This window comes from Devosia sp. 67-54, assembly GCF_001899075.1.
Taxonomy (GTDB): domain Bacteria; phylum Pseudomonadota; class Alphaproteobacteria; order Rhizobiales; family Devosiaceae; genus Devosia_A.
In genome coordinates, this window is record NZ_MKVA01000011.1 from 603,479 (window position 1) to 626,761 (window position 23,283).

General features: G+C 69.1%; 22 protein-coding genes. 14 read left to right on the plus strand and 8 right to left on the minus strand.

Annotated elements, in window-relative coordinates; all coding sequences use genetic code 11:
* Positions 1–135: 135 nt before the first annotated feature.
* Positions 136–939 carry an IclR family transcriptional regulator gene (locus BGO82_RS19825; RefSeq protein WP_291307352.1) on the minus strand — a complete coding sequence of 268 codons (804 nt, stop codon included), beginning with the start codon at positions 937–939 and terminating at the stop codon, positions 136–138.
* Positions 940–1,081: 142 nt separating this feature from the next.
* Between BGO82_RS19825 and BGO82_RS19830 the strand changes: the two genes are divergently transcribed.
* From BGO82_RS19830 to BGO82_RS19880, 11 genes are all read left to right on the plus strand, one after another.
* Entirely contained in the window at positions 1,082–2,221 is a 1,140-nt protein-coding gene (locus BGO82_RS19830; protein ID WP_291307582.1) for an aminotransferase class V-fold PLP-dependent enzyme, read from the plus strand.
* A 35-nt stretch (positions 2,222–2,256) separates the two neighbouring features.
* On the plus strand, positions 2,257–2,466 hold the full coding sequence (locus BGO82_RS19835; RefSeq protein WP_291307353.1) for a DUF2945 domain-containing protein: 210 nt from the start codon (positions 2,257–2,259) through the stop codon (positions 2,464–2,466).
* Between the two features lie 13 nt (positions 2,467–2,479).
* Complete coding sequence (locus BGO82_RS19840; RefSeq protein WP_291307354.1) at positions 2,480–3,055, plus strand: DUF488 domain-containing protein; 576 nt, start codon at positions 2,480–2,482, stop codon at positions 3,053–3,055.
* A 327-nt stretch (positions 3,056–3,382) separates the two neighbouring features.
* Positions 3,383–4,426 (plus strand): substrate-binding domain-containing protein, encoded by a 1,044-nt coding sequence (locus BGO82_RS19845; RefSeq protein ID WP_291307355.1) that lies wholly within the window; start codon positions 3,383–3,385, stop codon positions 4,424–4,426.
* Between the two features lie 24 nt (positions 4,427–4,450).
* Positions 4,451–5,722: an ABC transporter substrate-binding protein gene (locus BGO82_RS19850; protein ID WP_291307356.1), complete on the plus strand. Its 1,272-nt coding sequence runs from the start codon at positions 4,451–4,453 to the stop codon at positions 5,720–5,722.
* Positions 5,723–5,788: 66 nt separating this feature from the next.
* Positions 5,789–6,634, plus strand: a complete 846-nt coding sequence (locus BGO82_RS19855; protein WP_291307357.1) for a sugar ABC transporter permease — start codon at positions 5,789–5,791, stop codon at positions 6,632–6,634.
* Positions 6,631–7,479: a carbohydrate ABC transporter permease gene (locus BGO82_RS19860; protein WP_291307358.1), complete on the plus strand. Its 849-nt coding sequence runs from the start codon at positions 6,631–6,633 to the stop codon at positions 7,477–7,479. The genes BGO82_RS19855 and BGO82_RS19860 overlap by 4 nt, the downstream gene beginning before the upstream one ends.
* An 84-nt stretch (positions 7,480–7,563) precedes the next feature.
* A complete protein-coding gene (locus BGO82_RS19865; RefSeq protein ID WP_291307359.1) occupies positions 7,564–8,604 on the plus strand; it encodes an ABC transporter ATP-binding protein in 1,041 nt (346 codons plus the stop codon).
* Positions 8,601–9,869 (plus strand): trehalase family glycosidase, encoded by a 1,269-nt coding sequence (locus BGO82_RS19870; RefSeq protein WP_291307360.1) that lies wholly within the window; start codon positions 8,601–8,603, stop codon positions 9,867–9,869. The genes BGO82_RS19865 and BGO82_RS19870 overlap by 4 nt, the downstream gene beginning before the upstream one ends.
* Positions 9,866–10,540 (plus strand): SGNH/GDSL hydrolase family protein, encoded by a 675-nt coding sequence (locus BGO82_RS19875; RefSeq protein ID WP_291307361.1) that lies wholly within the window; start codon positions 9,866–9,868, stop codon positions 10,538–10,540. Before BGO82_RS19870 ends, BGO82_RS19875 begins: the two co-directional genes overlap by 4 nt.
* 16 nt (positions 10,541–10,556) lie before the next feature.
* Positions 10,557–11,837 carry a trehalase family glycosidase gene (locus BGO82_RS19880; RefSeq protein WP_291307362.1) on the plus strand — a complete coding sequence of 427 codons (1,281 nt, stop codon included), beginning with the start codon at positions 10,557–10,559 and terminating at the stop codon, positions 11,835–11,837.
* Between the two features lie 3 nt (positions 11,838–11,840).
* On the opposite strand, the gene BGO82_RS19885 is transcribed toward BGO82_RS19880, so the two are convergent.
* The 3 genes from BGO82_RS19885 to pyrC form a co-directional block, all read right to left on the minus strand.
* Positions 11,841–12,815 (minus strand): Gfo/Idh/MocA family oxidoreductase, encoded by a 975-nt coding sequence (locus BGO82_RS19885; RefSeq protein ID WP_291307363.1) that lies wholly within the window; start codon positions 12,813–12,815, stop codon positions 11,841–11,843.
* The gene (locus BGO82_RS19890) at positions 12,812–13,864 is read right to left on the minus strand and encodes a zinc-binding alcohol dehydrogenase (protein WP_291307364.1); all 1,053 of its coding nucleotides are present in this window, start codon (positions 13,862–13,864) and stop codon (positions 12,812–12,814) included. The genes BGO82_RS19885 and BGO82_RS19890 overlap by 4 nt, the downstream gene beginning before the upstream one ends.
* A gap of 86 nt (positions 13,865–13,950) precedes the next feature.
* On the minus strand, positions 13,951–14,988 hold the full coding sequence (gene pyrC, locus BGO82_RS19895; protein WP_291307583.1) for a dihydroorotase: 1,038 nt from the start codon (positions 14,986–14,988) through the stop codon (positions 13,951–13,953).
* Between the two features lie 147 nt (positions 14,989–15,135).
* On the opposite strand from pyrC, the gene BGO82_RS19900 reads away from it, so the two are divergent.
* Positions 15,136–15,630: a ferritin-like domain-containing protein gene (locus BGO82_RS19900; protein WP_291307365.1), complete on the plus strand. Its 495-nt coding sequence runs from the start codon at positions 15,136–15,138 to the stop codon at positions 15,628–15,630.
* Positions 15,631–15,696: 66 nt separating this feature from the next.
* On the opposite strand, the gene BGO82_RS19905 is transcribed toward BGO82_RS19900, so the two are convergent.
* The 4 genes from BGO82_RS19905 to BGO82_RS19920 form a co-directional block, all read right to left on the minus strand.
* Positions 15,697–17,457, minus strand: a complete 1,761-nt coding sequence (locus tag BGO82_RS19905) for an alpha-amylase family glycosyl hydrolase (RefSeq protein WP_291307366.1) — start codon at positions 17,455–17,457, stop codon at positions 15,697–15,699.
* 69 nt (positions 17,458–17,526) lie between these two features.
* Positions 17,527–18,339, minus strand: coding sequence for a DeoR/GlpR family DNA-binding transcription regulator (locus BGO82_RS19910; protein WP_291307367.1), 813 nt, complete (start codon positions 18,337–18,339; stop codon positions 17,527–17,529).
* Entirely contained in the window at positions 18,336–19,352 is a 1,017-nt protein-coding gene (locus BGO82_RS19915; protein ID WP_291307368.1) for a hypothetical protein, read from the minus strand. The genes BGO82_RS19910 and BGO82_RS19915 overlap by 4 nt, the downstream gene beginning before the upstream one ends.
* A gap of 103 nt (positions 19,353–19,455) precedes the next feature.
* The gene (locus BGO82_RS19920; protein WP_291307369.1) at positions 19,456–20,445 is read right to left on the minus strand and encodes an extracellular solute-binding protein; all 990 of its coding nucleotides are present in this window, start codon (positions 20,443–20,445) and stop codon (positions 19,456–19,458) included.
* 122 nt (positions 20,446–20,567) lie between these two features.
* Here BGO82_RS19920 and BGO82_RS19925 point away from each other — a divergent pair, with 122 nt between their 5' ends.
* Positions 20,568–21,605: an ABC transporter ATP-binding protein gene (locus BGO82_RS19925; RefSeq protein ID WP_291307370.1), complete on the plus strand. Its 1,038-nt coding sequence runs from the start codon at positions 20,568–20,570 to the stop codon at positions 21,603–21,605.
* Entirely contained in the window at positions 21,602–23,245 is a 1,644-nt protein-coding gene (locus BGO82_RS19930; RefSeq protein WP_291307371.1) for an iron ABC transporter permease, read from the plus strand. The genes BGO82_RS19925 and BGO82_RS19930 overlap by 4 nt, the downstream gene beginning before the upstream one ends.
* Positions 23,246–23,283 lie beyond the last annotated feature (38 nt).

The following is a 23,283-nucleotide window of genomic DNA, read 5'->3' on the forward strand; positions in this document are numbered from 1 at the left end:
CCGCAAGGGGGAGGGAGGCGCAGGAGCCGCGAGCACAGTGGTGCGGTCGGGCTCCCCTCCCCCTTGCGGGGAGGGGCCGGGGGTGGGGGCCACGGCCACCAGAGGAGCGTCCACTCGGACGCAGGAAATCCCGGCTCAGGCGGCCTCGACGCCCAGCGCCCGCTCGATTGCGTCCGCGGCGGCGCGCACGGCGTCGCCGTAGCGTTTGAGGTTGGCCCGCGCCTTCTGCTCGGCGAGGACGATGGAGATCGTCATGGTGCATTCGCCGGCCTGGTTGCGGATCGGCGCCGCGATGCAGGCCACCGCGAAGTCCGACGCCCCCATCTGCACCGCCAGCCGGTTGCGGAAATCGGCCCCCGCCTGCTCGGCGAGCAGCGCCGGATCGGTCTCGGCGAGCCCGGTCGGCGATGGCCGCGCGATGCTGCGGAACATCTCCAGCCGCTCGCGGTCGGGCAGATGCCCCACCAGCAGCCGCCCCGAGGCCGTCCAGTTGAGCGGCACGCGCGTGCCGACGTCGGACGACACGCGGAAATGGCCTTCGCCGTCGTTCATCGCGGCCACCACCATCAGATCCTCGTCGCGGTAGCAGATCTGCACCGTCTCCCCGACCAGCCGCGACAGCCGCGCCATCTCGTGCTTGGCCTCGGCCAGGGTGTCCATCCGGCTCTCATAGGCGAGGCCGTAGCGCATCACCCGCGGCCCCAGCCACACCAGCCGGTCCTGCGGCCGGGACAGCATGCCCCGCTCGCTGAGCTCGTCGACCAGCGTATAGACCGTCGACAGCGGCGCCGCGATCGCCTTGGCGATCTCGTAGGCGCTGGCCGGCCGGCCGCGGGCGCTGAGGAAGTCGAGAATCTGCAGGCTGCGGTCGATGCCGCTGGTGCGGCTGCGGCGCGCGGCGGCTGCCGGCTTGTCGGCGATCGGGGACAATTCATTCATACGATGTTCCAGTACTATGGAACATCGGCCAACACAAGACGACAGGCGTCTGATCGGAAAGGAAACCTCTGAAGTGTCGAGCAATTGGGATGCATTCTATGGCGCATCGGGGCTGAGACCCGTGGTCAATGTCTCGGGCACCATGACCTCGCTCGGCGCCTCGATCGCCGTGCCCGAGGCCATCGCGGCCGCGGCGGCCATCCTGCCGCGCTTTGCGGTGATGAGCGAGCTGCACGCCCGTGCCAGCCGCGCCATCGCCGAGGCCACCGGCGCCGAGGCCGGCTTCATCACCGCCTCGGCCAGCGCCGGCATCACCATCGCCGTCGCCGCCGCCATGACCGGCACCGATCTGAGCCGCGTCGAGCAGTTGCCCGACACCGAGGGCATGAAGAACCGCGTGATCCTGCAGGCCGGCCATTCCTGCCACTACGGCGCGCCGGTGACGCAGGGCATCCGCCTCTCCGGCGCCCGGGTCGATCTCGTCGGCACCGCGACGCTGGTGAACGAGCACAACATCGCCGGCGCCATCACCGACATGACCGCCGCGGCGCTGTTCGTGGTCTCGCATCACGTGGTCGACTACGGCCAGGTGCCGCTCCGGCGCTTTGCCGAGATCTGCCACGAGCGCGGCGTGCCGGTGATCGTCGATGCGGCGTCCGAATACGACCTCAGGGGCTTTCTCGCCGCCGGCGCCGACCTGGTCATCTACTCGGCGCACAAATTCCTCGGCGGGCCGACGGCCGGCATCGTCGCCGGCAAGCGCGACCTGGTGCGCGCCTGCTACATGCAGAATGCCGGCATCGGCCGCGGCATGAAGGTCGGCAAGGAATCGATCGCCGGCGCCATGGCGGCGCTGAAGGCGTGGGGGCAGCGCGACGCCGCCGGCATCCGGGCCCGCGAGCGCGCCGCGCTCGAGCTCTGGCTCGGCGCCGCCGCCGGCCATCCGGGCGTCGAGGCGCGCATCGTGCCCGACCCCACCGACAATCCGCTCGACCGGCTCGAGCTGCAGATCGATGCCGCGACCGCCGGCGCCAGCGCGCTGGCCATCGCCCTCGACCTCGCCGCCGAAGATCCGGCCGTCATCGTGCGCGACCATCGCGCCGATCACGGCATCCTGCAGCTCGACCCGTGCAACCTGCATCCGGGGCAGGCCGAGCTGGTTGCCGCGCGCCTGTCGCAGACGCTGGCCCGCGCCGCCAGCCGGCAATTGCCGGACGCCGACGCCGACGCCTGGCGGCGCCGCTCCGAGACCGGCTTCGCCAATTGGGAAAAAAGCGAGTAGCATCGGCGGCGGCAGATCGGGCGGAGGGGCGGCGCATGGCCGGCAAATTCGCAGTGGGCGACCATGTGCGCTGGAATTCCGAAGCGGGCCGCGTCTCGGGCACCATCATCGCCGTGCATATGCGCGACTTCGACTACAAGGGGTACACGCACCACGCCACCGCCGACGATCCGCAATACGAGATCAGGAGCGACAGGACCGACCACATCGCGGCGCACAAGGGCAGCGCGCTCGAGCGCGACTGACCCGGGCGCCGGCGTGCCGCTGCCGTTCTACACCATCGGCCATTCCACCCGCCCGCTCGGCGAGTTCGTGGCGCTGCTGCAGGCGGTAGAGGCCGGGCTCGTCGCCGACATCCGGCGCATCCCGCGCTCGCGCACCAACCCGCAGTTCAACACCGACACGCTGCCCGCCGCGCTCGCCGGCTACGGCATCGGCTACGAGCCCATGGCGGCGCTCGGCGGCCGCCGCGGCCACACGCCGGAAGCGCCGGCGGGCGGCAACGATTTCTGGACCAATGCCAGCTTCCGCAACTATGCCGACTACGCGGCGGCGACGGCGGCATTCCAGACCGGGCTGAGCCATCTGCTCGCAGCGGGACGGGCGCGCCGCTGCGCCATCATGTGCTCGGAGGCGGTGTGGTGGCGCTGCCATCGCCGCATCGTCGCCGACTATCTGCTCGCCCGCGGTGAAACGGTGATCCACATCATGGGGCAGGGCCGCCTCGAGCCGGCGCGCCTGACCCCGGGCGCCCTCGTCGGGCCCGACGGCACGATCGCCTATCCGGCGGCGGGATCGGACTCGCTGCGGAACGACAGCCCGAGATTGCCGTAGAGGTAGGTCTGCGCCGAACTGATGTGCTCGACCATCAGCGCCGAGGCGCGCCTCGAGGCGCTCGCCGAACGTGTGCGGCAGAACGACATCGCCTGCGGCCGCCTCGATGCGACGGCGCTGCGCCGGCTCGAGCCCAACGTCGGCCTCTCGATACGGCGCGCAGCGTCCATGTCTGCAACGCCCCGTCGCCTGCCGCCACCTCGGCGCTGCCGATCGGCGAGATGATCGCCGATCGCGTGCTGGCCGTCGCGACCTGATCTTTCGGAATTTTAAACGTTTGCAATTGGTCTGCAAACGTTTAAAGTCCGCGATAGGGAGGGGTGGAACGTGGCCGGTCTGACGCTGCGCGAACTCGCAGGCAAGCTGGACGTCTCGGTGGCCACGGTGTCGCGCGCACTGGCGGGCGACCAGGCCATCGCCCTCAAGACGCGCGAGCGCGTCGCCGAGGCCGCCCGGCGCTTCGGCTACGTCCCCAACGTCGCGGCGCGCCAGCTGGTTTCCGGCCGCTCCGGCTTCATCGGCTTCGTCATGCCGGTGCGCGGCCCCAATTTCATCGATTCCTATCTCGGCGAATTCGTCGCCGGGCTGGGGGAGGGGCTGGTCGAGCACGGCATCGACCTGTTCATCGCCACCGTGCAGGCCGGCCGCTCGGAGCTGTCGGTGCTGCGCCACGTGGTCGAATCCGGCCGCGCCGACGGCGTCGTCGTGCCCCGCATCGGCGAGACCGACGAACGCCTGCAATACCTGCTCGAGCGCAACTTCCCCTTCGTCGCCCATGGCCGGCTGCTCGACGCCTCGGTGCCCTACAACTGGCTCGATTCCGACAGCGTCGTCGCCTTCGGCGAAGCCTTCGACCTGCTCTACGATCTCGGCCACCGGCATTTCGGCCTCGTCTCCATCTCCGACGCCATGACCTTCCGCCACATGCGCGAGCGCGGCCTGCGCGAGGCCATGGCGCGGCGCGGCGACCCCAATGTGACGCTGGAGGTGGCGAGCGCCCCGCGCTTCGACCGCGGCGCCACCGTGGCCGCCATCAACGGCCTGATCCACCGCGAGCACCGCCCGACCGCCATCCTCGGCCTGTTCGACGAACTGGCGCTGACGGTGATGGAGGAGGCGGCGCGCGCCGGCCTCTCCATCCCGCGCGATCTGTCGGTGGTCGGCTTCGACAACATCACCGCGGCCGCCTACGCGCCGCCCGGCCTCACCACCTTCGAGGCGCGCACCCGCGACTCGGCGCGCGAGATCGCCGGCATGCTGGTCGACGTCATCGAAAAGCGCTCGGCCGGCCCGGCGACCCGGCTGATCCGGCCGCAATTCGTGCCGCGCGCCAGCCACGGCCCGGCGCCACCGCCGACAACCAAGTTCTGACGACAACCAAAGGGAGGATAGACGATGAGACGAAATCTCGTGGCGCTTGCCGGCGCTGCCCTGGCACTGGTCATGGCGACCAATGCCGTCGAGGCGCAGGTGCTGTTCTGGGCCAACCAGGCGGTTCCCGTCGAGGAAGCGCAGAAGATGCGCGACAACGTGCTCAAGAACTTCCCCGGCGGCGCCGACTTCCAGCCGCAGGATCCGGGCCCGTTCATCACCCGCATCCAGGCCGAGGAGCAGGCCGGCTCGGGCACCATCGGCGTCGTCGGCGCCCTGCATGGCGACCTGGCCAGCTTCACCAAGGACTGGATCGATCTGAGCGACATCGACCTCGGCGCCGTCAAGCCGAGCCCGGCCTTCATGCAATTGGGCAAGCTCGGCACCAGCGAGCAGAAATACCTGCCCTGGATGCAGGCCAATTACGTCATGGTGGCCAACAAGCAGGCGCTGCAATATCTGCCGCAGGGCGCCGACATCAACGACCTGACCTATGACCAGCTGATCGACTGGGCCAAGGCCATGGCCGAAAAGACCGGCTCGCCGAAATTCGGCTTTCCCGCCGGCCCCAAGGGGCTGAAGCACCGCTTCTTCCAGGGCTTCCTGCTGCCCGCCTATACCGGCTCGGAGGTCAGCAAGTTCCGCTCGGCCGACGCCGCCACCGCCTGGGGCAAGTTCAAGGAGCTGTGGCAGTACACCAACCCGGCCTCGACCAATTACGACTTCATGCAGGAGCCGCTGCTCACCGGCGACGTCTGGGTGGCGTTCGACCACATCGCCCGCCTCGGCACCGCCTTCAACCAGAAGCCCGACGACTTCGTCGCCTTCCCGGCGCCCAAGGGGCCGAAGGGCAGGGCGTTCATGCCGGTGCTCGCCGGCCTGGCGATCCCCAAATGGGCACCCGACGTCGCCAAGGCCAAGGAACTGGTCAAGTACATGATGCAGCCCGAGCAGCAGGTGGCGACCCTGCTCGCGACCACCTTCTTCCCGGTGACCGACGCCGCGCTGCCCGCCGATCTGCCGGCCGCCGCGCGCGCCCTCGGCCCGGCGGTGACCGCCCAGACCAGCTCGCCCGATGCCCTGCCGGCGCTGCTGCCGGTCGGCCTCGGCGACAAGGGCGGCCAGTTCAACCAGGTCTATATCGACACCTTCGAGCGCATCGTCCTCAACAACGAGGACATCAAGACCGTGCTCGATTCCGAGGCCGATACGCTGCGCCAGATCATGATCGACACCAAGGCGCCATGCTGGCTGCCCGACGCCGATTCGAACGGCCAGCCCTGCCCGGTGGAGTAAGCGTTCCTCCCGCCGCCCGGCGCACCGCGGTGTGCCGGGCGGCTCCCTTGCCGGAGACCGGTCACCATGAACACCAGGGCGCTGCCCTATCTGCTGCTGCTGCCGGCCACGCTGTTCCTGCTGGTGTTCTTCGTATACCCGTTCGTGCAGGTGGCGGTGCAGGCCTTCGTCGGCCCCGCCGGCTTCACCACCGACAACGTCCAGACCATGGTGAAGAACTTCCGCTTCTGGCCGTCGGTGCGGAACACCGTTCTGCTGGCCGCCATCGTCGTGCCGCTGCAATTGGTGATGGCGCTGGTGATGGCCTCGATCGTCGCCAACCTCAAATCGGCGCGCAACACCATCCTTTACATCTTCACCATCCCGCTGGGCCTGTCCGACCTTGCCGCCGGCATCATCTGGCTCGCCATCTTCGAGCAGTCGGGCTTCCTCAACTCCATGCTGGTATCGCTCGGCGTCGTCGACAAGCCGATCCTGTTTTTGAGCTACCAGAACAGCTGGGTGATCTTCGTCGCCGTGCTGCTGGCCGAGCTGTGGCGCGCCACCGCCATCGTCATGGTCATCCTCGTCGCCGGCATGGGGCTGATCCCCAAGGAATATTACGAGGCCGCCGAAGTGTTCGGCGCCGGGCCGTGGAAGCGCTTCCTCAAGGTCACGCTGCCGATGCTGAAGCCCAGCCTGCAGACCGCGCTGATCCTGCGCACCATCGCCGCCTTCGAGGTGTTCTCGGTGGTGCAGGCGCTGGGCGGCACCACGCTGCCGGTGCTGGTCGGCCAGACCTATGACTGGCAGTTCAACCAGCAGCAGACCGGCGTCGCCGCCGCCATGGCGCTGGTGATCCTCGCCATCTCGATCGCCTGCACGGTGTTCTTCCTGCGCGTGCTGCGCACGCCCAAGGGAGCCACGCTATGACCGACGCCGCTCTCGCCGACGTGCCGCGCCCGGTCTCGGAGGTCACCAGCGCCGGCAAGGTGCTGTACTGGGCCGGCATCGTGCTGCTGTGCGCCTGGGTGCTGGTGCCCATCTACTTCCTGCTCAGCAACGCGCTCTCTTCGCCGGCGGAGGTGACGAGCTTTCCCAAGCACTGGGTGCCGTCCTTCGACATGGGCTCGCTGCAGTTCTTCCTGAGCTTCGGCGGCGTGCTGAAGGCGCTGATGAATTCGGTGATCGTCGCCGTGCTGACGATGATCCTCTCGATCGGCTTCGGCGCCCCCGCCGGCTACGCGCTGTCGCGCTTCGACTTCTGGGGCAAGGACGCGTTCCGCCTGCTGGTGCTGATGACCCGCGCCTTTCCGCTGCCGCTGCTGGCGCTGCCCATCGCCGTGATGTTCATCCGCGTCGGTCTCGACGACACCCAGCTCGGCCTCGCCCTCGTCCACACCACGCTCGCCATTCCGTTCGCCGTGCTCATCACCTTCTCGATCTTCGCCGGCGTGCCGGTGGAGCTCGAGGAGGCAGCCTGGACGCTCGGCTGCAACCGCTGGCAGGCCTTCCGCAAGGTGGTGCTGCCGCTGGTGCTGCCCGGCATCACCGCCTCGGCCATCTTCGCCTTCACCATCTCGTGGAACGAGGTGTTCGCCGCCGCCGTGCTCACCGTGCAGAACCGCACGCTGACCGCCTTCCTGCTGCAGAGCCTCAACGTCTCGCCGCTGCATCTGCGCTTCGCCGGCGGCGCCGCGCTGGTGATCCCGGCGCTCGTCTTCATCTTCGCCGTTCGCAAATACATGTTTGCAATGTGGGGCATCGCCAACCGATGAGCACGCAAAGCGGCAACGCGCACGATCCGGCTCCCCGCAAGGGCGAGGGAAACCCGACTGCGGCCCTTCGAAAGGACACCCGGCATGGCTGAAATCCAGATCAAGGGCATCGCCAAGAGCTTCGGCGCCTTCAAGGCCCTGCATTCGATCGATCTGACCATCGCCGACCAGGAATTCATGGTGCTGCTCGGCGCCTCGGGCTGCGGCAAGACCACGCTGTTGCGCATCATCGCCGGGCTCGAGACCCCGACCCAGGGCGAGGTGTGGATCGGCGGCCGCCGCGTCGACCGCCTGCCGCCGCGCGAGCGCGGCATCGCCATGGTGTTCCAGAACTACGCGGTGTTCCCGCATCTGACCGTGTTGGAGAACATCGCCTTCGGCCTGCGCATGAAGAAGCTGCCGCAGCCCGAGATCGACCGGCGCGTCACGCGCACCGCCGAGCTCATGCATATCGAGCAATTGCTGGCCCGCTATTCCGGCCAGCTTTCGGGCGGCCAGCGCCAGCGCGTCGCCGTTGCCCGTGCGCTCGCCATGGAGCCCGACGTCATCCTGATGGACGAGCCGCTGTCCAACCTCGACGCGCTGCTCCGCCTCGAAATGCGCGCCGAGCTCAAGGGCGTGCTCGCCGGCAGCAAGACCACCACCATCTACGTGACGCACGACCAGGTGGAGGCGATGAGCCTCGCCGACCGCATCTCGGTGATGAACGCCGGCCGCATCGTGCAGGCCGCCTCGCCGGTCGAAATCTATCGCAACCCGGCGGCGCGCTTTGTCGGCAGCTTCATCGGCAACCCGCCGATGAACTTCCTGCCGGCGACGCGCACGCCCGACGGCCGCTGGTCGGTCGCCGGCATCACGCTCGGCGGCCCGGCGGCGGCGTCGGGCAAGCTCGAATTCGCCATCCGCCCCGAGGATCTCACCGTCGCCGCCGGCGGCTTCGATGCCGTCGCCCGCGTCGTCGAGCCGCTCGGCGCCCACACGCTCGTCACCACCGAAATCGATGGCGCGCTGTTCCGGGCGGTGCTCGATTCCGACGTGCGCATCAACCCCGGCGACCGCCTGAGCCTCGTGCCCAAGCCCGACCGCATCCGCTGGTTCGATCCCGAAACGAGTCTCGCCGCATGACCACGCCCGCCACCCGTTCGCCCGAGGCCGACGCCGCCATCGCGGTGCTGCGCGACAACGACCGCGGCAGCTACACCGTGCCCACCAAGGGGCTCTACCCCTTCCAGTGGAACTGGGATTCCTGCTTCACCGCGCTCGGCATCAGCCACTACGACATGGGCCGTGCCTGGACCGAGATCGAAACGCTGTTCCAGCAGCAATGGGCCGACGGCATGCTGCCGCACATGGTGTTCCACGAGGCGGCGCCCGGCTATTTCCCCGGCCCGGACGTCTGGGGCACCGGCCGCACGCCGCCGACCTCGGGCATCACCCAGCCGCCGATCGCCGGCTTTGCCGTGCACCAGCTCTATCGCCGCAGCGGCGACGCCGAGCGCGCCCGAGCGCTGCTGCCCAGGCTCGACCGCTATCACGACTGGTTCTACCGCACCCGCGATCCGCACGGCGAGGGGCTGGTCGCCATCATCCATCCGTGGGAATCGCGCGACAATTCCGTCGACTGGGACGAGGGTTTTGCGCGCGTGCCCACGGACGGCGTCGCCCCCTATGTCCGCAACGACACCAAGCACGCCGACCCTGCGACGCGCCCGACCAAGGAGCAGTACGACCGCTACCTCTGGCTGGTGCAGCATTTCCGCGGGCTCGGCTGGGACTCGGCGCGCACCCACGACGCCTCGCCGTTCCAGATCGTCGACCCCGGCGTCAACGCCATCCTCATCCGCTCCTGCCTCGAGACGGCCGACCTGGCCGAGGCGCTGGGCGAGCCCGCCATCGCCGCGCGCAACCGGGGCTGGGCGGCACGCGGCCTTGCCGGCCTCGAGGCCTGCTGGAGCGATGCCGCCGGCCAGTACCTGCCGCTCGACCGCATCGCCGGCCGGCAGGTGCAGAGCCCTTCGCTGGGCGGCCTGATCCCGCTGTTCGCGCCCATTCCCGCGGCCCGCGCCGCGACGCTGGGCGATACCCTCGGCGCCATCGGCGACAAGGTGCGCTACCTCGTCCCCAGCCACGATCCGCGCGACCGCAATTTCGACGTCCGGCGCTATTGGCGCGGCCCCGTCTGGCACGTCTGCAACTATCTGATCGTCGACGGCCTGCGGCGCGCCGGCATGACCGGCCTCGCCGACCGCATCGTCGCCGACAGCCTGGCCCTGATCGAACGCAGCGGCTTTGCCGAATATTACGATCCGACCGACGGCGCGCCGCTCGGCGGCGGCCGCTTCAGCTGGACCGCCGCCATCGTGCTCGAATTCGTCGAGCCCGCCAGATGACCAGCTTCGTCGAGCACTGGCGCGGCCGTGCCGGCTCGCTCGCCGCCTTCGGCGATTCCATCACCCAGGCGCTGCACATCGCCGATCCCGGAACGCGCTGGCCCCACCGGCTGGCGCAACTGCTCGGCGCTCGCCTCGACAATCGCGGCCGCAGCGGCACCGTGCTGCAGGCCTCGCCCGATGCGAGCGGGCAGCCGCGCCCCGGCAACGGCCGGCAGCGCTATGCCGCCGACCTGCTCGGCGGCGAGCGGGCCGACGTCATCGCCATCCTCTACGGCAGCAACGATGCGCGCTATACCGCCGCGCCGCGAAGCTTCAGCCTCGGCAATTTCATGCGCGACTATCGCGACATGCTCGCCGGCCTGTTTGCCGCCGGCTACGCCGCTGACGCCATCGTCGTCGGCAGCCCGCCGCCGCTGCCCGATGCCGGCTTCGCCGTCGGCGCCGCGGACGGTTTCGCCGGCCAGAGCCGTGCCGAATTCCAGCGCTATGCCGAGGCGGTGAAATCCGTCGCCCGGGCGGCGGGCACCTACTACGCGCCGGTCAACGAGCGCCTCGGCGCGGCCGACCTCGAGTCGCTGATCCTGCCCGACCACGTGCACCCCAATGCCGACGGCCACGCCGTCATCGCCGCGACCTTTGCGGAGGCCACACGGCTTCCCCCGACCTGACCAGCAGAGTTCTCCCATGACCAAGTCCGATCCCGCCGATCTCTACCAGCTTGCCGCCGAGGTGCTGCGCGAAAACGACCGCGGCAGCTACACCGTGCCCACCAAGGGCCTCTACCCCTTCCAGTGGAACTGGGATTCCTGCCTCACCGCGCTCGGCCAGCGGCATTTCGACGAGGCCCGCGCCTGGACCGAGATCGAAACGCTGTTCCAGCACCAATGGCCCGACGGCATGGTGCCGCACATCGTCTTTCACGTGCAGTCCGACGGCTATTTCCCCGGCCCCGACGTGTGGGCCACCAACCGGCCGACGCCGACCTCGGGCATCACCCAGCCGCCGGTCGCGGGCTTTGCCGTCAAGCGCCTGTTCGATGCGGCAAAGGACAAGGCGCTGGCCCGCGCCCGCGCCACCGCGCTGCTGCCCCGGATCGACGCCTGGCATCGCTGGTTCTACCAGATGCGCGACCCGCACGGCGACGGCCTCGTCGCCATCCTCCATCCCTGGGAATCGGGGCGCGACAATTCCATCGACTGGGACGACGCCTTCGAGCGCGTGCCGACCGAGGGGGTGGGCGCCTACACCCGGCGCGATACCCAGCACGCCGACCCGGCGCACCGCCCGACCAAGGCGCAGTACGACCGCTACCTCTGGCTGGTGCAGCATTTCCGCGCGCTGGGCTGGGACAACAGCCGGCTGCACGACGCCTCGCCCTTCCGCGTGGTCGATCCCGGCTTCAACGCCATCCTCATCCGCTCCTGCCTCGACCTCGCCGATCTCGCCGACACTCTCGGCGTCCCCGCCATCGCCGAGGCCAATCGTGCCCGCGCCCAGCGCGGCCTCGGCGCGCTCGAGGCGCTGTGGAGCGACGCGCATGGCCAGTATCTGTGCCATGACCGCACCACCGGCGGGCTGATCGACAGCGCCTCGATCGGCGGCCTGCTGCCGGTGTTCGCCGCCATTCCGCCGACGCGCGCCCACGACATCGCCCGCACCATTGAGCGCCGCGCCGAAAGGCTGCGGTTCATCGTCGCCTCGCACGACCCGGCCGATCCGCGCTTCGAGCCCAAGCGCTACTGGCGCGGCCCGGCCTGGCTGGTGATGAACTACATGATCGCCGATGGCCTGGGCGCCGCGGGCGAAACGGCGGTCGCCGACCACATCGTGCGCTCGAGCCTCGAGCTCATCACCCGCTCCGGCTTCGCCGAATATTACGACCCGCTGACCGGCGAGCCCTGCGGCGGCGGCCGCTTCACCTGGACGGCGGCGATGGTGGTGGAGTTCCTCGCGCGCCAGCGCTGAGCGCTACGGCGCCATTTCGGCATGCGTCTCGGCCGAGCGCCGCGCCGCCAGCACGATGCGAAGCGTCGCGAGCCCATCCGCCAGCGGCACGCGCGGCGCCCGCCTTTCGGCGATGGCGTCGCGCAGATCGGTGAGCTGCGCGACGAACGGATCGGCCGTGCCGGCGATGGTTTCGCTCTGCACCGCGCCGGCGGCATGGACGATCTCGGCATGGTTCCAGTCGGCGAACATCCCCGTGGCCCGTTCGGCGACGATCTGCCAGCCCTTCATCCAGCGGCCGGGAACGGCGCCGTTCGAGGCGTGCAGCACGCCGACACGCCCGTCGTCATAGCCGAGCACCAGCGCGCTCGCGTCGTCCGCCGTATAGCCCGGCACATCGTGGTGAAACACATTGCCGGCACGGGCATAGACCGCCTGCGGCATGCCGAGATTCTGCCGCGCCAGGTCGACGATGTGGATCAGTTGTTCCACCATCTGCCCGCCGGATCTGTCGCGCTCGCGCCACCATGGCGCGTGCAGCGCGTTGCTGTGGAACGAGCCGGAGAAGTGTCCGACCGCGCCCGTCTCGCCGGCCGCTGAAAGGGCGTTCCAGCGCTCCACCGCCGCGCCGAACCGGTACATGAAGCCGCACGCCGCGACGACGCCCTGCGTGGCCGCGACCATGCTTTGCGCCCGCTCGAGCTGCAGCGCGATCGGCTTTTCCACGAGGACGTTGATGCCCCGCGCCGCCGCCCGCTCCACCTCGCCCGCATGCGCGTAAGGCGGCAGCGCCACCACCAGCAGGTCGAGCGCCGCCTCGTCCAGCATGCGCGCGAAATCGGTGTAGGCCACGCCGCCGAATTTCGCGGCGAAGGCTGCGGTACGTTCCGCGTCGCGCCCGCAACAGGCGACGAGCGTCAGCTCCGGCACCTGCTGTATCGCGCCGGCGTGCCGGGCGCCGATGCCGCCGCAGCCGAGCACTCCGACGCGCCGGCTCATGCGCTGCCGCCGAAATCCAGCACCGCCTGCAGGATTGCGGGATCGCCCGCGTCGAGCCGCGCAAGCATCGCCGGCGCCTCGGCGAACGGCACGGTATCGGTGATCAGCGGCAGCAGGTCGATCCGCCCTTCATGCTGCAGCGCGATCGCCGTCTGCCACAGCCTGAGCCGCGTCCAGCGATGGCTGCCGTCGGGCGCCACGCCCGAAATCTGGCTCGAGATCAGCTCGATGCGGTTGTGGTGAAACTCGTCGCCGAGGAACAGCCCGCGCGCCTCGCCCTGGAACGCGCCCATCGACACCACGCGGCTGGCATAGGCCACCGTGCGCATGGCCTCGGCCAGCGCCGGGGCGGCGCCCGACACTTCGATGCAGATATCGGCGCCGCGGCCGCCGGTCTCGCGCTTGACGATCTCGGCCACCGAGCCGGCGTTGGGGTCGAGCGTGCGCGCGGCGCCCAGCCGCGCCGCCATCGCCCGCCGCGCCGGCACCGGGTCGACGCCGATCACCGTGGCGCCCGAGGCGCGCGCCATCTGCGCCACGATCTGCCCGGGCACGCCCAGCCCGAACACCACCACCAGATCGCCCATGCGGATGCGCGCGTCGTGCACGCCGTTCAGCGCCACCGCGCCGATATGCGAGAAGATGCCGATGCGCGGGTCGGCGCCCTCCGGCAGCCGCCGCGCCAGCGCATCGGCGGCGCTCATCGTGTGGTGCGTGCGGTGCCACCAGGTGCCGAACACCCGCTCGCCGAGCCGCAGCCCCTCCACCTCGGCCCCCAGCTCGACGATCTCGCCGACCTCCTCATAGCCCAGATTGGGGATCGGGTAGGTCCAGCTCGGCGTGTCGGACTCCTTGAAAAGCCGCAGCTTTTCGTCCCAGCGCCGGTTCATATAGGCCGACGTGCCGCGATATTGCGTGAGCTCGGTGCCGGCGCTGATGCCGGAAAACAGGGTGCGCAGCCGCACCTCGCGGGGACCGGGCGGGGGCAGGTCGAGCGGCTCGAACGACAGCGTCCGCGGCCCGGTCAGCAGCAGTGCAAGAGGTGGCATGGAAACTCTCCCTGCCCCTCGATTATCGCGATTTTAAACGTTTGCACATCCGGTTTCGGCCGCTTCTGGTCCGGAAACCCGCGCCGTCAGACGACCTGCCAGTGGAGCGGGAAGCCCGGATCGAACACCGTCACGCTGGCCCCCGCGACCTCGAGCTTGGGTGAGAACGTGACGGGTTTGTCCCGCCTTTGCAGCGTCACCGTCCCGTCATTGTGCGGCAGCCGGTAGAAATCCGCGCCATGGCGCGAGGTGAAGGCCTCGAGCCGGGGCAGGGCGCCCTCCCGCTCGAACATCTCGGCGAGGCAGGCGAGCGCCACCGGCGCCGTGTAGCAGCCGGCGCAGCCACAGGCGCATTCCTTGTCGTGGTCGGGATGCGGCGCCGAATCGGTGCCGAGGAAGAATTTGGCATCGCCCGAGGTTGCGGCCTCGAGCAGCGCCAGCCGGTGATCCTCGCGCTTGGCGATCGGCAGGCAGTAATAATGCGGCCGGATGCCGCCGACGAGCAGGCTGTTGCGGTTGATGATCAAATGGTGGACCGTCAGCGTCGCGCCGATATTGTCGCCGCCGCCGCGCACATAGGCGATGCCGTCGCGCGTCGTCACGTGCTCCATCACCACGCGCAGGGCCGGGTGGCGCCGCCGCAGCGGTTCCAGCACGCGGTCGATGAACACCGCCTCGCGGTCGAAGATGTCGACCGCCGGATCGGTCACCTCGCCATGGACGCACAGCGGCAGGCCGATCTCGGCCATGCGCGCCAGCACCGCGTCGACCTTGCCGAAATCGCGCACCCCCGATTGCGAATTGGTGGTGGCGCCGGCCGGATAGAGTTTCACCGCATGCACCAGCCCGCCGGCGGCCGCCTGCGCCACGTCCTCGGGGTCGGTCGCTTCGGTGAGATAGAGCGTCATCAGCGGCCGGAAGCTCGCGCCGGCGGGCAGCGCCGCGACGATGCGGTCGCGATAGGCCGCGGCCTGCGTCCCGGTCACCACCGGCGGCACCAGATTGGGCATCACGATGGCCCGCGCGAAATCGCGGGCGGAGGCGGGCAGCACGGCGGCCAGCATGGCGCCGTCGCGCAGATGCAGGTGCCAGTCGTCGGGGCGGCGGAGGGTGAGTTCGGTGATCATGCGGGGTCCTGAAGCTTGCGCAGTGCTTAGCACCGCCCCGGCCCGGCACCAACCGCGCGCGCCGGCGGGGAACCGCCGCCGATGCGTGACATTAGGGAGTCGAGGCGGAACTGCCTCCGCACCCCCTTACCCGGAGAATTTGTCATGGCCGAAGCAAAAACCCTCGACGATCTGTTCCTCGACACCCTCAAGGACATCTATTACGCCGAAAAGCAGATCGTGAAGACGCTGCCCAAGCTGGCCAAGGCGGCGCAATCGTCCGAATTGAAGGCCGGCTTCGAAAAGCATCTCGAGGAAACCGAGGGCCACGTCGAGCGGCTCGAGCAGATCTTCGACATCATCGGCGCCCCGGCCCGCGGCAAGACCTGCGAGGCCATCCTCGGCATCATCGAGGAAGGCAAGTCGATCATGGAGGAGTTCAAGGACACCCCGGCGCTCGATGCCGGCCTGGTCTCCGCCGCACAGGCGGTCGAGCACTACGAGATCGCCCGCTACGGCACGCTCAAGACCTGGGCCAGGCAGATGGGCCGCGCCGACGTGGTCAAGCTGCTCGAAGCCACCGAGAAGGAAGAGATCGCCGCCGACAAGACCCTGAGCCAGGTCGCGATGACCGATGCCAACCGGAAGGCCGCGGCCTGACACCATCTCGCGCGCCGGGGCGCCATGCGTGCTCCGGCGCGGTCTTTGCGGTGCCGGCGGCCACCGTCAGCTCCGCCACACCATCGCCGACCACGGCCCGGCCTTGATCCGGCCGTCGTGGAATTCGAGCCGGCCGGTGGACGCCACCGGCTGGTTGAGCTGCACCTGCATCATCGCGGTGTCGCCCGTCGGGTTGAGCAGCATCGTGTAGGTGCCGGCCTCGTACTGCCAGGTGACGATCACGCCGTCGCCCTGCCGGGCCGAGCGCGCCTCGAGGCAGCGGGTGGAGGCCAGCGGCCACACCAAATCGCGCCGCAGCTCGACCAGCTCGCGGAAGCGGGCGAGCGCCGCGCGGTGCTGCTCTTGGCCATAGTCGTCCCAGGCGAGCCGCGAGCGCTCGAACGTCGCCTTATCCTGCGGATCGGGCAGGCTGCCGGGAAGCACCTTGGTGTGGAACACGTTCTCCATCTGCCAGTAGCGGTTGTCGCGCAGCTCTGACCGCACCGGTTCGGGCAGGTCGAAGAAGAACAGGAACGGGCAGCGCAGATGCGCTTCCTCGCCCATGAAGAACAGCGGGATCTGCGGCGACAGCAGCAGCACGAAATGCGCGAAATCGAGCCGCTCGGCGTCGACGCGCTCGACGATGCGCGCGCCGTCCGGCCGGTTGCCGATCTGGTCGTGATTGTGCAGGAACGACACGAAGGCCTGCATCGGCAAGAGGCTTGCCGGCTCGCCGCGCGTCCGCCCGTCGCTCGCGCCCGCCGCATCGCCGTCATGCACGAAGCCGTCGCGCAGCGACTTCTCGAAATCGGCCACCGCGTCGCGCGCCGTGTCCTCGTAGCCGTTGATCCGTTCGTCGGTCACCAGGAACTGCAGCACGTGGTGGAAATCGTCGTTCCACTGCGCCGTGAAATCGACCGGCCGCGCGTCACCGGTGCGCGTCAGCCAGTGCATCTGGTTCCTGACGTTCTCGACCACCAGCGCCGCGTCCGGCTTGACGGCGCGGCAGGCGCGCGCCAGCTCGCCCAGGAACAGGTCGCGCGCCTCGGTGCGCATCTCGTGCACCGAATCGAAGCGCAGGCCGTCGAAATCGTATTCGCCCAGCCACCATTGCGCGTTCTCGCAATAGAAGCGCCGCACCGCTGCGTGCCGGAAGTCGATGCCGGGTCCCCACGGGGTCTCGGCGTCCGCGGCGAACCATTCCGGCGCATAGTCTGGAATGGCGTTCCCGACCTTGCCGAAATGGTTGTAGACCACGTCGAGGATCATGCCGAGCCCGAGCTCGTGCGCCCGCTCGACCAGCGCCCGCAGCGCCTCCGGCGTGCCGTAGGCGGCATCGGGGGCGAACGGCAGCACCCCGTCATAGCCCCAGCCGCGCTGCCCGGGAAAATCGCCGATCGGCATCAGCTCGAGCGCGGTGTAGCCGGCGTCGCGAAAATGCTCGAGCCGCTCGGCGAGCCCGGAAAACGTGCCCTCGGGCGAGGCCGTCCCCACATGCACCTCGCACAGCACCGTCTCGTGCCAGGGGCGCAGCGCCGCCGGCCGCGGCGGCCGGCCGAACCCCGGCCAGACCACGCTCCAGCCCCCGACGTCGCCGTCCTGCAGGCGCGAGGCGGGATCGGGGACGTCCTGGCCGTTCGCCCGGAACCGGTAGCGCGTCCCCGCGCCGACGCCGTCGACATGGATTTCCCGGAAGCCGCTATCGCTCCGCTGCATGGCGATCGGCGGGCGGTCGGGCAGCAGCAGCTCGACGTGCGGTTGCGACGGAGCCCAGAGCCGAAAGCGGATGCCGGCAGCGTCGATGAGCGGACCAAAATCGTAAGGCATGGAAGGTTGCGGGCAGGAGGTCTATCACTGCTCAAAACTTGCAGTCCTGCAGCCGGTTCCGCCGCCGGGCTACGCCACCGAGATCACCCGCACGCCCGCCAGCGTCGCCGGGTCGTCGAAGCGCAAGCGCGGGTCGCCGTTGGTGATCAGCACGTCGATGCGCGACATCCGCGTCACCACATGCGGCGCGCGCTGGCCGAATTTTCCGTCATGCGCCACGAGGATCACCTGCCGCGACTGCTCCAGCACCGAATGCACGAGGTCGACCTCCATCGGGTCGAACTCCAGCACCGCGCCGTCGCGGTCGATGGCGCTGGCGCCGATCACCGCCGCGTCGAATTTGAAGCGCCGGCGGCTGTCGTCGGCGATGGTCAGCACCGCCGAATCCTTGTTCCGCACATAGCCGGCATAGATGTAGACCGTGGCGTCGGTCTTCAGCGCGCACGAATGCGCCACTTCGAGGTTCGGCGTCGCGATCAGCACCCCCGGATGCCGCGCCAGCACCTCGTGCAGCGAATCGAACGTCGTTCCAAGCCCGACGAACAGCGTCGCCCGCGGCGTCAGGAACTCCTCGAGCGCCAGCATCAGCCGGCGCTTCACCCCGGTCAGCGTGCCGTGCCGCTCGTCATAGCCGTGCGCCGCCACCCCCGGCGAGGCGAAGGCGCCGCCGAACGCCTTCTGCAGCAGCCCGCGCGTTTCGAGCGCCCGCAGATCGCGCCGGATGGTCTGGTGCGTGACGGAAAAGCGCGCCGCCAGCTCCGCCACCGAGGCCGCGCCGTTGAGCCGCACCGCCTCGAGGATCGCCGCCTGCCGGTCGGGCACCCGCACCGCGTCGGCCGGCCGCTCGATGGCAGCAGCGCCCGGCGCGCCGGCGCCGCTCATTTGAGCCGGATGCCCAGATAGCTGCGGTCGTCGGTGAGGATGGTCGGCGTCGTGCCCTTGGTGCTCATGTAGCGGCCGATCTTGTGCGGATCCTCGGCCTCCACCTCGGCGAAGGCGGCTTCCCACGCCGCCACGCCGAAGCCGTCCCCGAGCTTGAAATAGCCATCGGAGAATAGCTCGATCGTCTCGATCTCGGCCAGCGCGTAGCTGCGGCTCTCCACATGCCGCTCGGGGATGGGGAAGCCGTCGATGCCGCCATAGCCGAAATACGGCTCCACCACGTTCTGGAACTTGCCCTGCCCGTTGGCGATGCCGTCGCGAATCAGCAGCAGCACCTCGTCCTGCGGCGCCTTCGGCAGGTGCGCCCGCGCCGCCTGCAGCGCCCGGGCCTCGATGTTGGCGATCGCCGCCGGATCGGCGGTGGCGCTGCCGGCCGGCTGGTTGCGCGTCCCCTGCCAGGTCAGCAGCCCGGCCAGGCGGTCGCAGACCTCCTCGGGCTCGCCGCGCGCCGCGAACACCTGCCACGCCTCGCGCCGCAGGATCGAGGTCACGTCGTCGAGCGGCTTCAGCACCTGCAGCGTGTCGCGGCCGTTGATGCGGATGCCGCTGTCGCCGACCGCCGCGATCTCGAGCCGGTCGCCCACCATCAGCGCCGCCATGATGGTGCAGCCGCCCCTCAGCTTCCAGTCGGCAGTCACCGCGTCGAGCCGGCCATGCGCCGCATAGGCGTCGCGCATCGCCTGGGTGAGATAGGAGATGAAGGGCACCGCGCCGCGATAATGCAGCGCCGGCTGCGCCACGTCGGATTGCGCGAGGATGTAGCGCTCGGTCGCCTTCTGCACCGTGCGCGAGGCGAACTGGCCGGGCAGCATCGCGCCGTAGCGCGTCTCGTTGCGGGCCGTCACGCCGTCGATCACCGCATAGCCGCGGCCCGGCATGATCACCAGGCTGTCCTCATTGGCCTCGGGCTGGCCGACCTTCTTGCCCAGCGTGAAGGCCTCGAGCTGCTTCATCGAACTGTCCAATACTGCCGCGCCGCCCGCGACGGCGCCGGCCTCGACTGTGTCGATGCGGCGAGGCGAACCCCGCCGCATCCGGTTGCAGGCGCGCGGCCGCTTACTGGCCGGTGGCCGTCCGCCACTTGGCCAGGATCGCGTCGGTGCCGCCGAGGTCGGCCAGCGACTTGATCTGCACCACGTTGAGGTCGGCGAGGTCGGGCAGGCCGGCCGGGCCGGAAACGTCGGTGCGCACCGAGCGGCGGCCGATTTCCTTGACCAGCGTTTCCTGCGTCGACTTCGACAGCGCCCAGTCGATGAACTTCTTGCCGCCTTCCGGATTCGGACCGCCCTTGATCAGCGCGATGCCGTCGGGCGTGGCGATGGTGCCGTCGGTCAGGTGCACGATCGACATCGGCGAGCCGCCCTGCACATATTGCAGCGCGTTATCCTCGAGCGTCAGGCCCATCGGGGTCTCGCCGTCGGCGACGTAGCGCGGCACGGCGCCCGAGCTGTCGGTCAGGACGAAGTTCTTGGCGATCTTGCCGTACTCGTCCCAGCCCTTGTCGCCGAAGATGGTCAGCACGCCCTGCAATTGCTGCATGGCCGAGCCGGAATTGTCGGCGCGGGCCGAGGCGATCTTGCCCTGCCATTTCGGATCGGCCAGCTCGGCCCAGCTCTTGGGCGCCTGGTCGAGCGGCAACAGGCTGGTGTTGACCGCCAGCACGTAGACGACGCCGGTGTAGGGCGTCCAGGCCGGGCTGCCGATCAGCTTCTGGTTGATCTTGTCGAAATCCTTGGGCTGGTACGGCTCGAGGATGTCGGCCAGCTCGGTCAGCGCGCTGCCCGAGATCGACCAGATGACGTCGGCCGCCGGCTTGCCGGCTTCCGCCTTGGCGCGCTTGGCGACGTCGCCCGAGCCCATCTTGACCACTTCGGCCTTGAGCCCGGTTTCCTTCTCGAACATCGGGATCAGCTTGTCGACGATGGCCGAGATGTGGGCGGTGTAGACCGTCACCACCTTGTCGTCGGCGAACGCGGTGCCGCCCAGCAGGGTCGAGGCCGCCAGCACGCCGGCCATGGCCAGCAATGTCCGTTTGCGAACTTTCATAGTGTCCTCCCTTTCGAATTCGATCGTTCGATGATCGAATTTGAGTGTGGCAAGCCCGCGATGTTGTTGCAATACGAAACTTATGCTTACCATGAGTCCGGCAAGCGAGCGGGGGGAGACACTTGGCCTATCTCGAGATCAAGGGCGCGACGAAGAGCTTCGGCAATTTCACGGCGCTCAACGGCGTCGACGTGTCGGTCGAGCGCGGCGAGTTCTTCACGCTGCTCGGGCCGTCCGGCTGCGGCAAGACCACGCTGCTCCGGGCCATCGCCGGCTTCAACGATCTGACCTCGGGCGACATCACCGTCGACGGCGCCGATCTGCGGCGGGTGCCGCCGCACCAGCGCGACATCGGCATGGTGTTCCAGGATTACGCGGTGTTTCCGCATCTGAGCGTGTTCGACAACGTCGCCTTCGGGCTGAAGCCGCGCAAGGTGCCGGCGGCCGAGATCAGGACCCGCGTCGCCGCCGCGCTCGCCGCGGTGCATCTCGAAAAGCTGGCCGACCGCCTGCCGGCCGCCATGTCCGGTGGACAGCAGCAGCGCATCGGCCTCGCCCGCGCCATGGTCATCAACCCGCGCCTGCTGCTGATGGACGAGCCGCTCAGCAACCTCGACGCCAAGCTGCGCATCGAATTGCGCGAGGAAATCCGCGATATCCAGAAGCAGGTGGGCATCGCCACCATCTACGTCACGCACGACCAGGAGGAGGCGCTGGCCATCTCCGACCGCATCTGCGTGATGAGCGCCGGCCATATCGAGCAAATCGGCACGCCGCAGCAGATTTACGGCAACCCGCAGACGCGCTTCGTCGCCGAATTCGTCGGCACCCTCAACCGCCTGGCGCCGGGCGCCGCCACCGATACGCTGGTCGCCGGCCTCGGCGTCAAAAACGCCGCGCTCTGGGCCATCCGCCCCGAGCGCCTGGCGCTCGCCGCGCCGGGCGAGGCGGGCGTCGCCGGCACCGTCACCCGCTACACCTATCTCGGCCGCGAGGCGCATGTGCATGTCGAGACCGCGGTGGGCAATCTCGCCGTGCAGGTCGCCAACCCCGGCATGGCGGCGGTCAGCGCCGTCGGCGACGCCGTGACGCTCAGGCTCGACCCGGCGTCGCTGCTGGCCTTCGACGCCGACGGCAAGCGCATCGGGGCCGAGCCATGAGGCTGCGGCTCAATTTCTGGACCATCGTCGCCATCCTCACCTGGGGGCTGCTGGCGGTGCTGCTGTTCGAGCCGGTGGGCTCGGTGCTGATCACCAGCCTGTTCGACAAGGACGGGAATTTCACCCTCGCCAATTACGGCACCTTCTTCAGCCAGTGGCGCTTCGCCCAATCGTTCTTCAACACCCTGGTGGTCGGCTTCGGCGCGCTGGCGGGCGCGCTGGTGCTCGGCTGCACCATGGCCTTCTGCGTGTCGCGCTTTACCATCGCCGGCTCGCGCTTCCTGTCGCTGCTGTCGATCCTGGCGCTGGTGTCGCCGCCCTTCATCGGCGCCTATTCGTGGATCGTGCTGTTCGGCGCCGGCGGCGTGGTCCGCGGCGCCCTGCGCGATTTCGGCATCAACATGCCGCCGATCTACGGGCTGGGCGGCATCCTCATGGTCTTTGCCCTGAAGTTCTACCCCTATGTGTACCTGATGGTCTCGGGCGCCCTGGGCAACGTCAACCGCTCGCTCGAGGAGGCGGCCGAAGGCCTCGGCCTCACCCCGTGGCAGCGCGTGTTCAAGATCTCGCTGCCCATGGTGTTTCCGGCGATCTCGGCCAGCGCGCTTTTAGTGTTCGTCCTCGCCATCGCCGATTTCGGCACGCCGCGCCTGCTCGGCCGCGGCTATTCGGTGCTCGCCACCGAAGCCTTCGCCGCCTATTCCGCCGAAATCGGCAGCAATTTCTCCATGGGCACCACCATCAGCGTCGTGCTGATCTTCGTGTCGCTCGTCTTCGTCGCGCTGCAGCGCTACATGTCGCGCCGCAACGTCTATCACGGCAATCTCATCAACAAGCCGACGCGCATCCGCCTCAAGGGCTGGCGCAACGTGCTGGCGCATGTGGTCGTCTACGCCATCGGCCTGTGCGGCGCCATGCCGGTCATCGTTTCGGTCTATTATTCCTTCCGCAAGACCAACGGCCCGGTGTTCCAGGACGGCTTCGCGCTGCAGAGCTACGAGCGCATCCTGTTCAACCTCGCCGACGTGGTCACCAATTCGCTGACCTTCTCGCTGGTCGCCGTGCTGCTGATCGTCGCCGCCGGCACCATCGTCGGCGTGCTCGTCGCCCGCCGCACCAGCCTCAACACCTCGCTGCTCGACGCCGCCTTCATGATCCCCTACGTCATGCCCGGCATCGTCATCGGCATCGCCTATATCGCCGCGTTCAACACCGGCCCGGTCGTGCTCACCGGCACCGCCGCGATCATCATCCTGTCGATCTTCATTCGCCGGCTGCCCTACACCGTGCGCACCACCGCCACGGCGCTCCGCCAGATCGCCCCCAGCCTCGAGGAAGCAGCAGTGTCGCTGGGCTACAGCCCGTTCCGTTCCTTCCTCAAGATCACCGTTCCACTCATCGTGCCCGGCATCATCGCCGGCGGCATGCTGAGCTTCGTCACCGCCATCAACGAGCTGAGCTCGTCGCTGGTGCTCTATGTCGGCAGCACCATGACCATGCCGGTGCGCATCTATCTCCTGGTGCTCGACGGCGATTTCGGCACCGCCGCGGCGATGTCGTCCATCCTGCTGCTGCTGAGCGGCCTTGCGGTCTATATCGCCTTCCGCTTCATGGGCCGCAACGAACAGGCGCTGCTGTAGGCGGGAAAATTCCGGGAACCGGATGGGCGCTGCGAGGT

What these genes read in the sequence shown, in the direction of transcription:
- BGO82_RS19900 (WP_291307365.1), top strand. Translation starts at nt 15,136, where the DNA reads ATGGCCGAAGCAAAAACCCTCGACGATCTGTTCCTCGACACCCTCAAG.
- BGO82_RS19870 (WP_291307360.1), top strand. Translation starts at nt 8,601, where the DNA reads ATGACCACGCCCGCCACCCGTTCGCCCGAGGCCGACGCCGCCATCGCG.
- BGO82_RS19830 (WP_291307582.1), top strand. Translation starts at nt 1,082, where the DNA reads ATGACCTCGCTCGGCGCCTCGATCGCCGTGCCCGAGGCCATCGCGGCC.
- BGO82_RS19905 (WP_291307366.1), bottom strand. Translation starts at nt 17,457, where the DNA reads ATGCCTTACGATTTTGGTCCGCTCATCGACGCTGCCGGCATCCGCTTT.
- BGO82_RS19885 (WP_291307363.1), bottom strand. Translation starts at nt 12,815, where the DNA reads ATGAGCCGGCGCGTCGGAGTGCTCGGCTGCGGCGGCATCGGCGCCCGG.
- BGO82_RS19835 (WP_291307353.1), top strand. Translation starts at nt 2,257, where the DNA reads ATGGCCGGCAAATTCGCAGTGGGCGACCATGTGCGCTGGAATTCCGAA.
- BGO82_RS19875 (WP_291307361.1), top strand. Translation starts at nt 9,866, where the DNA reads ATGACCAGCTTCGTCGAGCACTGGCGCGGCCGTGCCGGCTCGCTCGCC.
- BGO82_RS19920 (WP_291307369.1), bottom strand. Translation starts at nt 20,445, where the DNA reads ATGAAAGTTCGCAAACGGACATTGCTGGCCATGGCCGGCGTGCTGGCG.
- BGO82_RS19910 (WP_291307367.1), bottom strand. Translation starts at nt 18,339, where the DNA reads ATGAGCGGCGCCGGCGCGCCGGGCGCTGCTGCCATCGAGCGGCCGGCC.
- BGO82_RS19915 (WP_291307368.1), bottom strand. Translation starts at nt 19,352, where the DNA reads ATGAAGCAGCTCGAGGCCTTCACGCTGGGCAAGAAGGTCGGCCAGCCC.
- BGO82_RS19860 (WP_291307358.1), top strand. Translation starts at nt 6,631, where the DNA reads ATGACCGACGCCGCTCTCGCCGACGTGCCGCGCCCGGTCTCGGAGGTC.
- BGO82_RS19865 (WP_291307359.1), top strand. Translation starts at nt 7,564, where the DNA reads ATGGCTGAAATCCAGATCAAGGGCATCGCCAAGAGCTTCGGCGCCTTC.
- BGO82_RS19890 (WP_291307364.1), bottom strand. Translation starts at nt 13,864, where the DNA reads ATGCCACCTCTTGCACTGCTGCTGACCGGGCCGCGGACGCTGTCGTTC.
- BGO82_RS19825 (WP_291307352.1), bottom strand. Translation starts at nt 939, where the DNA reads ATGAATGAATTGTCCCCGATCGCCGACAAGCCGGCAGCCGCCGCGCGC.
- BGO82_RS19850 (WP_291307356.1), top strand. Translation starts at nt 4,451, where the DNA reads ATGAGACGAAATCTCGTGGCGCTTGCCGGCGCTGCCCTGGCACTGGTC.
- BGO82_RS19855 (WP_291307357.1), top strand. Translation starts at nt 5,789, where the DNA reads ATGAACACCAGGGCGCTGCCCTATCTGCTGCTGCTGCCGGCCACGCTG.
- BGO82_RS19930 (WP_291307371.1), top strand. Translation starts at nt 21,602, where the DNA reads ATGAGGCTGCGGCTCAATTTCTGGACCATCGTCGCCATCCTCACCTGG.
- BGO82_RS19880 (WP_291307362.1), top strand. Translation starts at nt 10,557, where the DNA reads ATGACCAAGTCCGATCCCGCCGATCTCTACCAGCTTGCCGCCGAGGTG.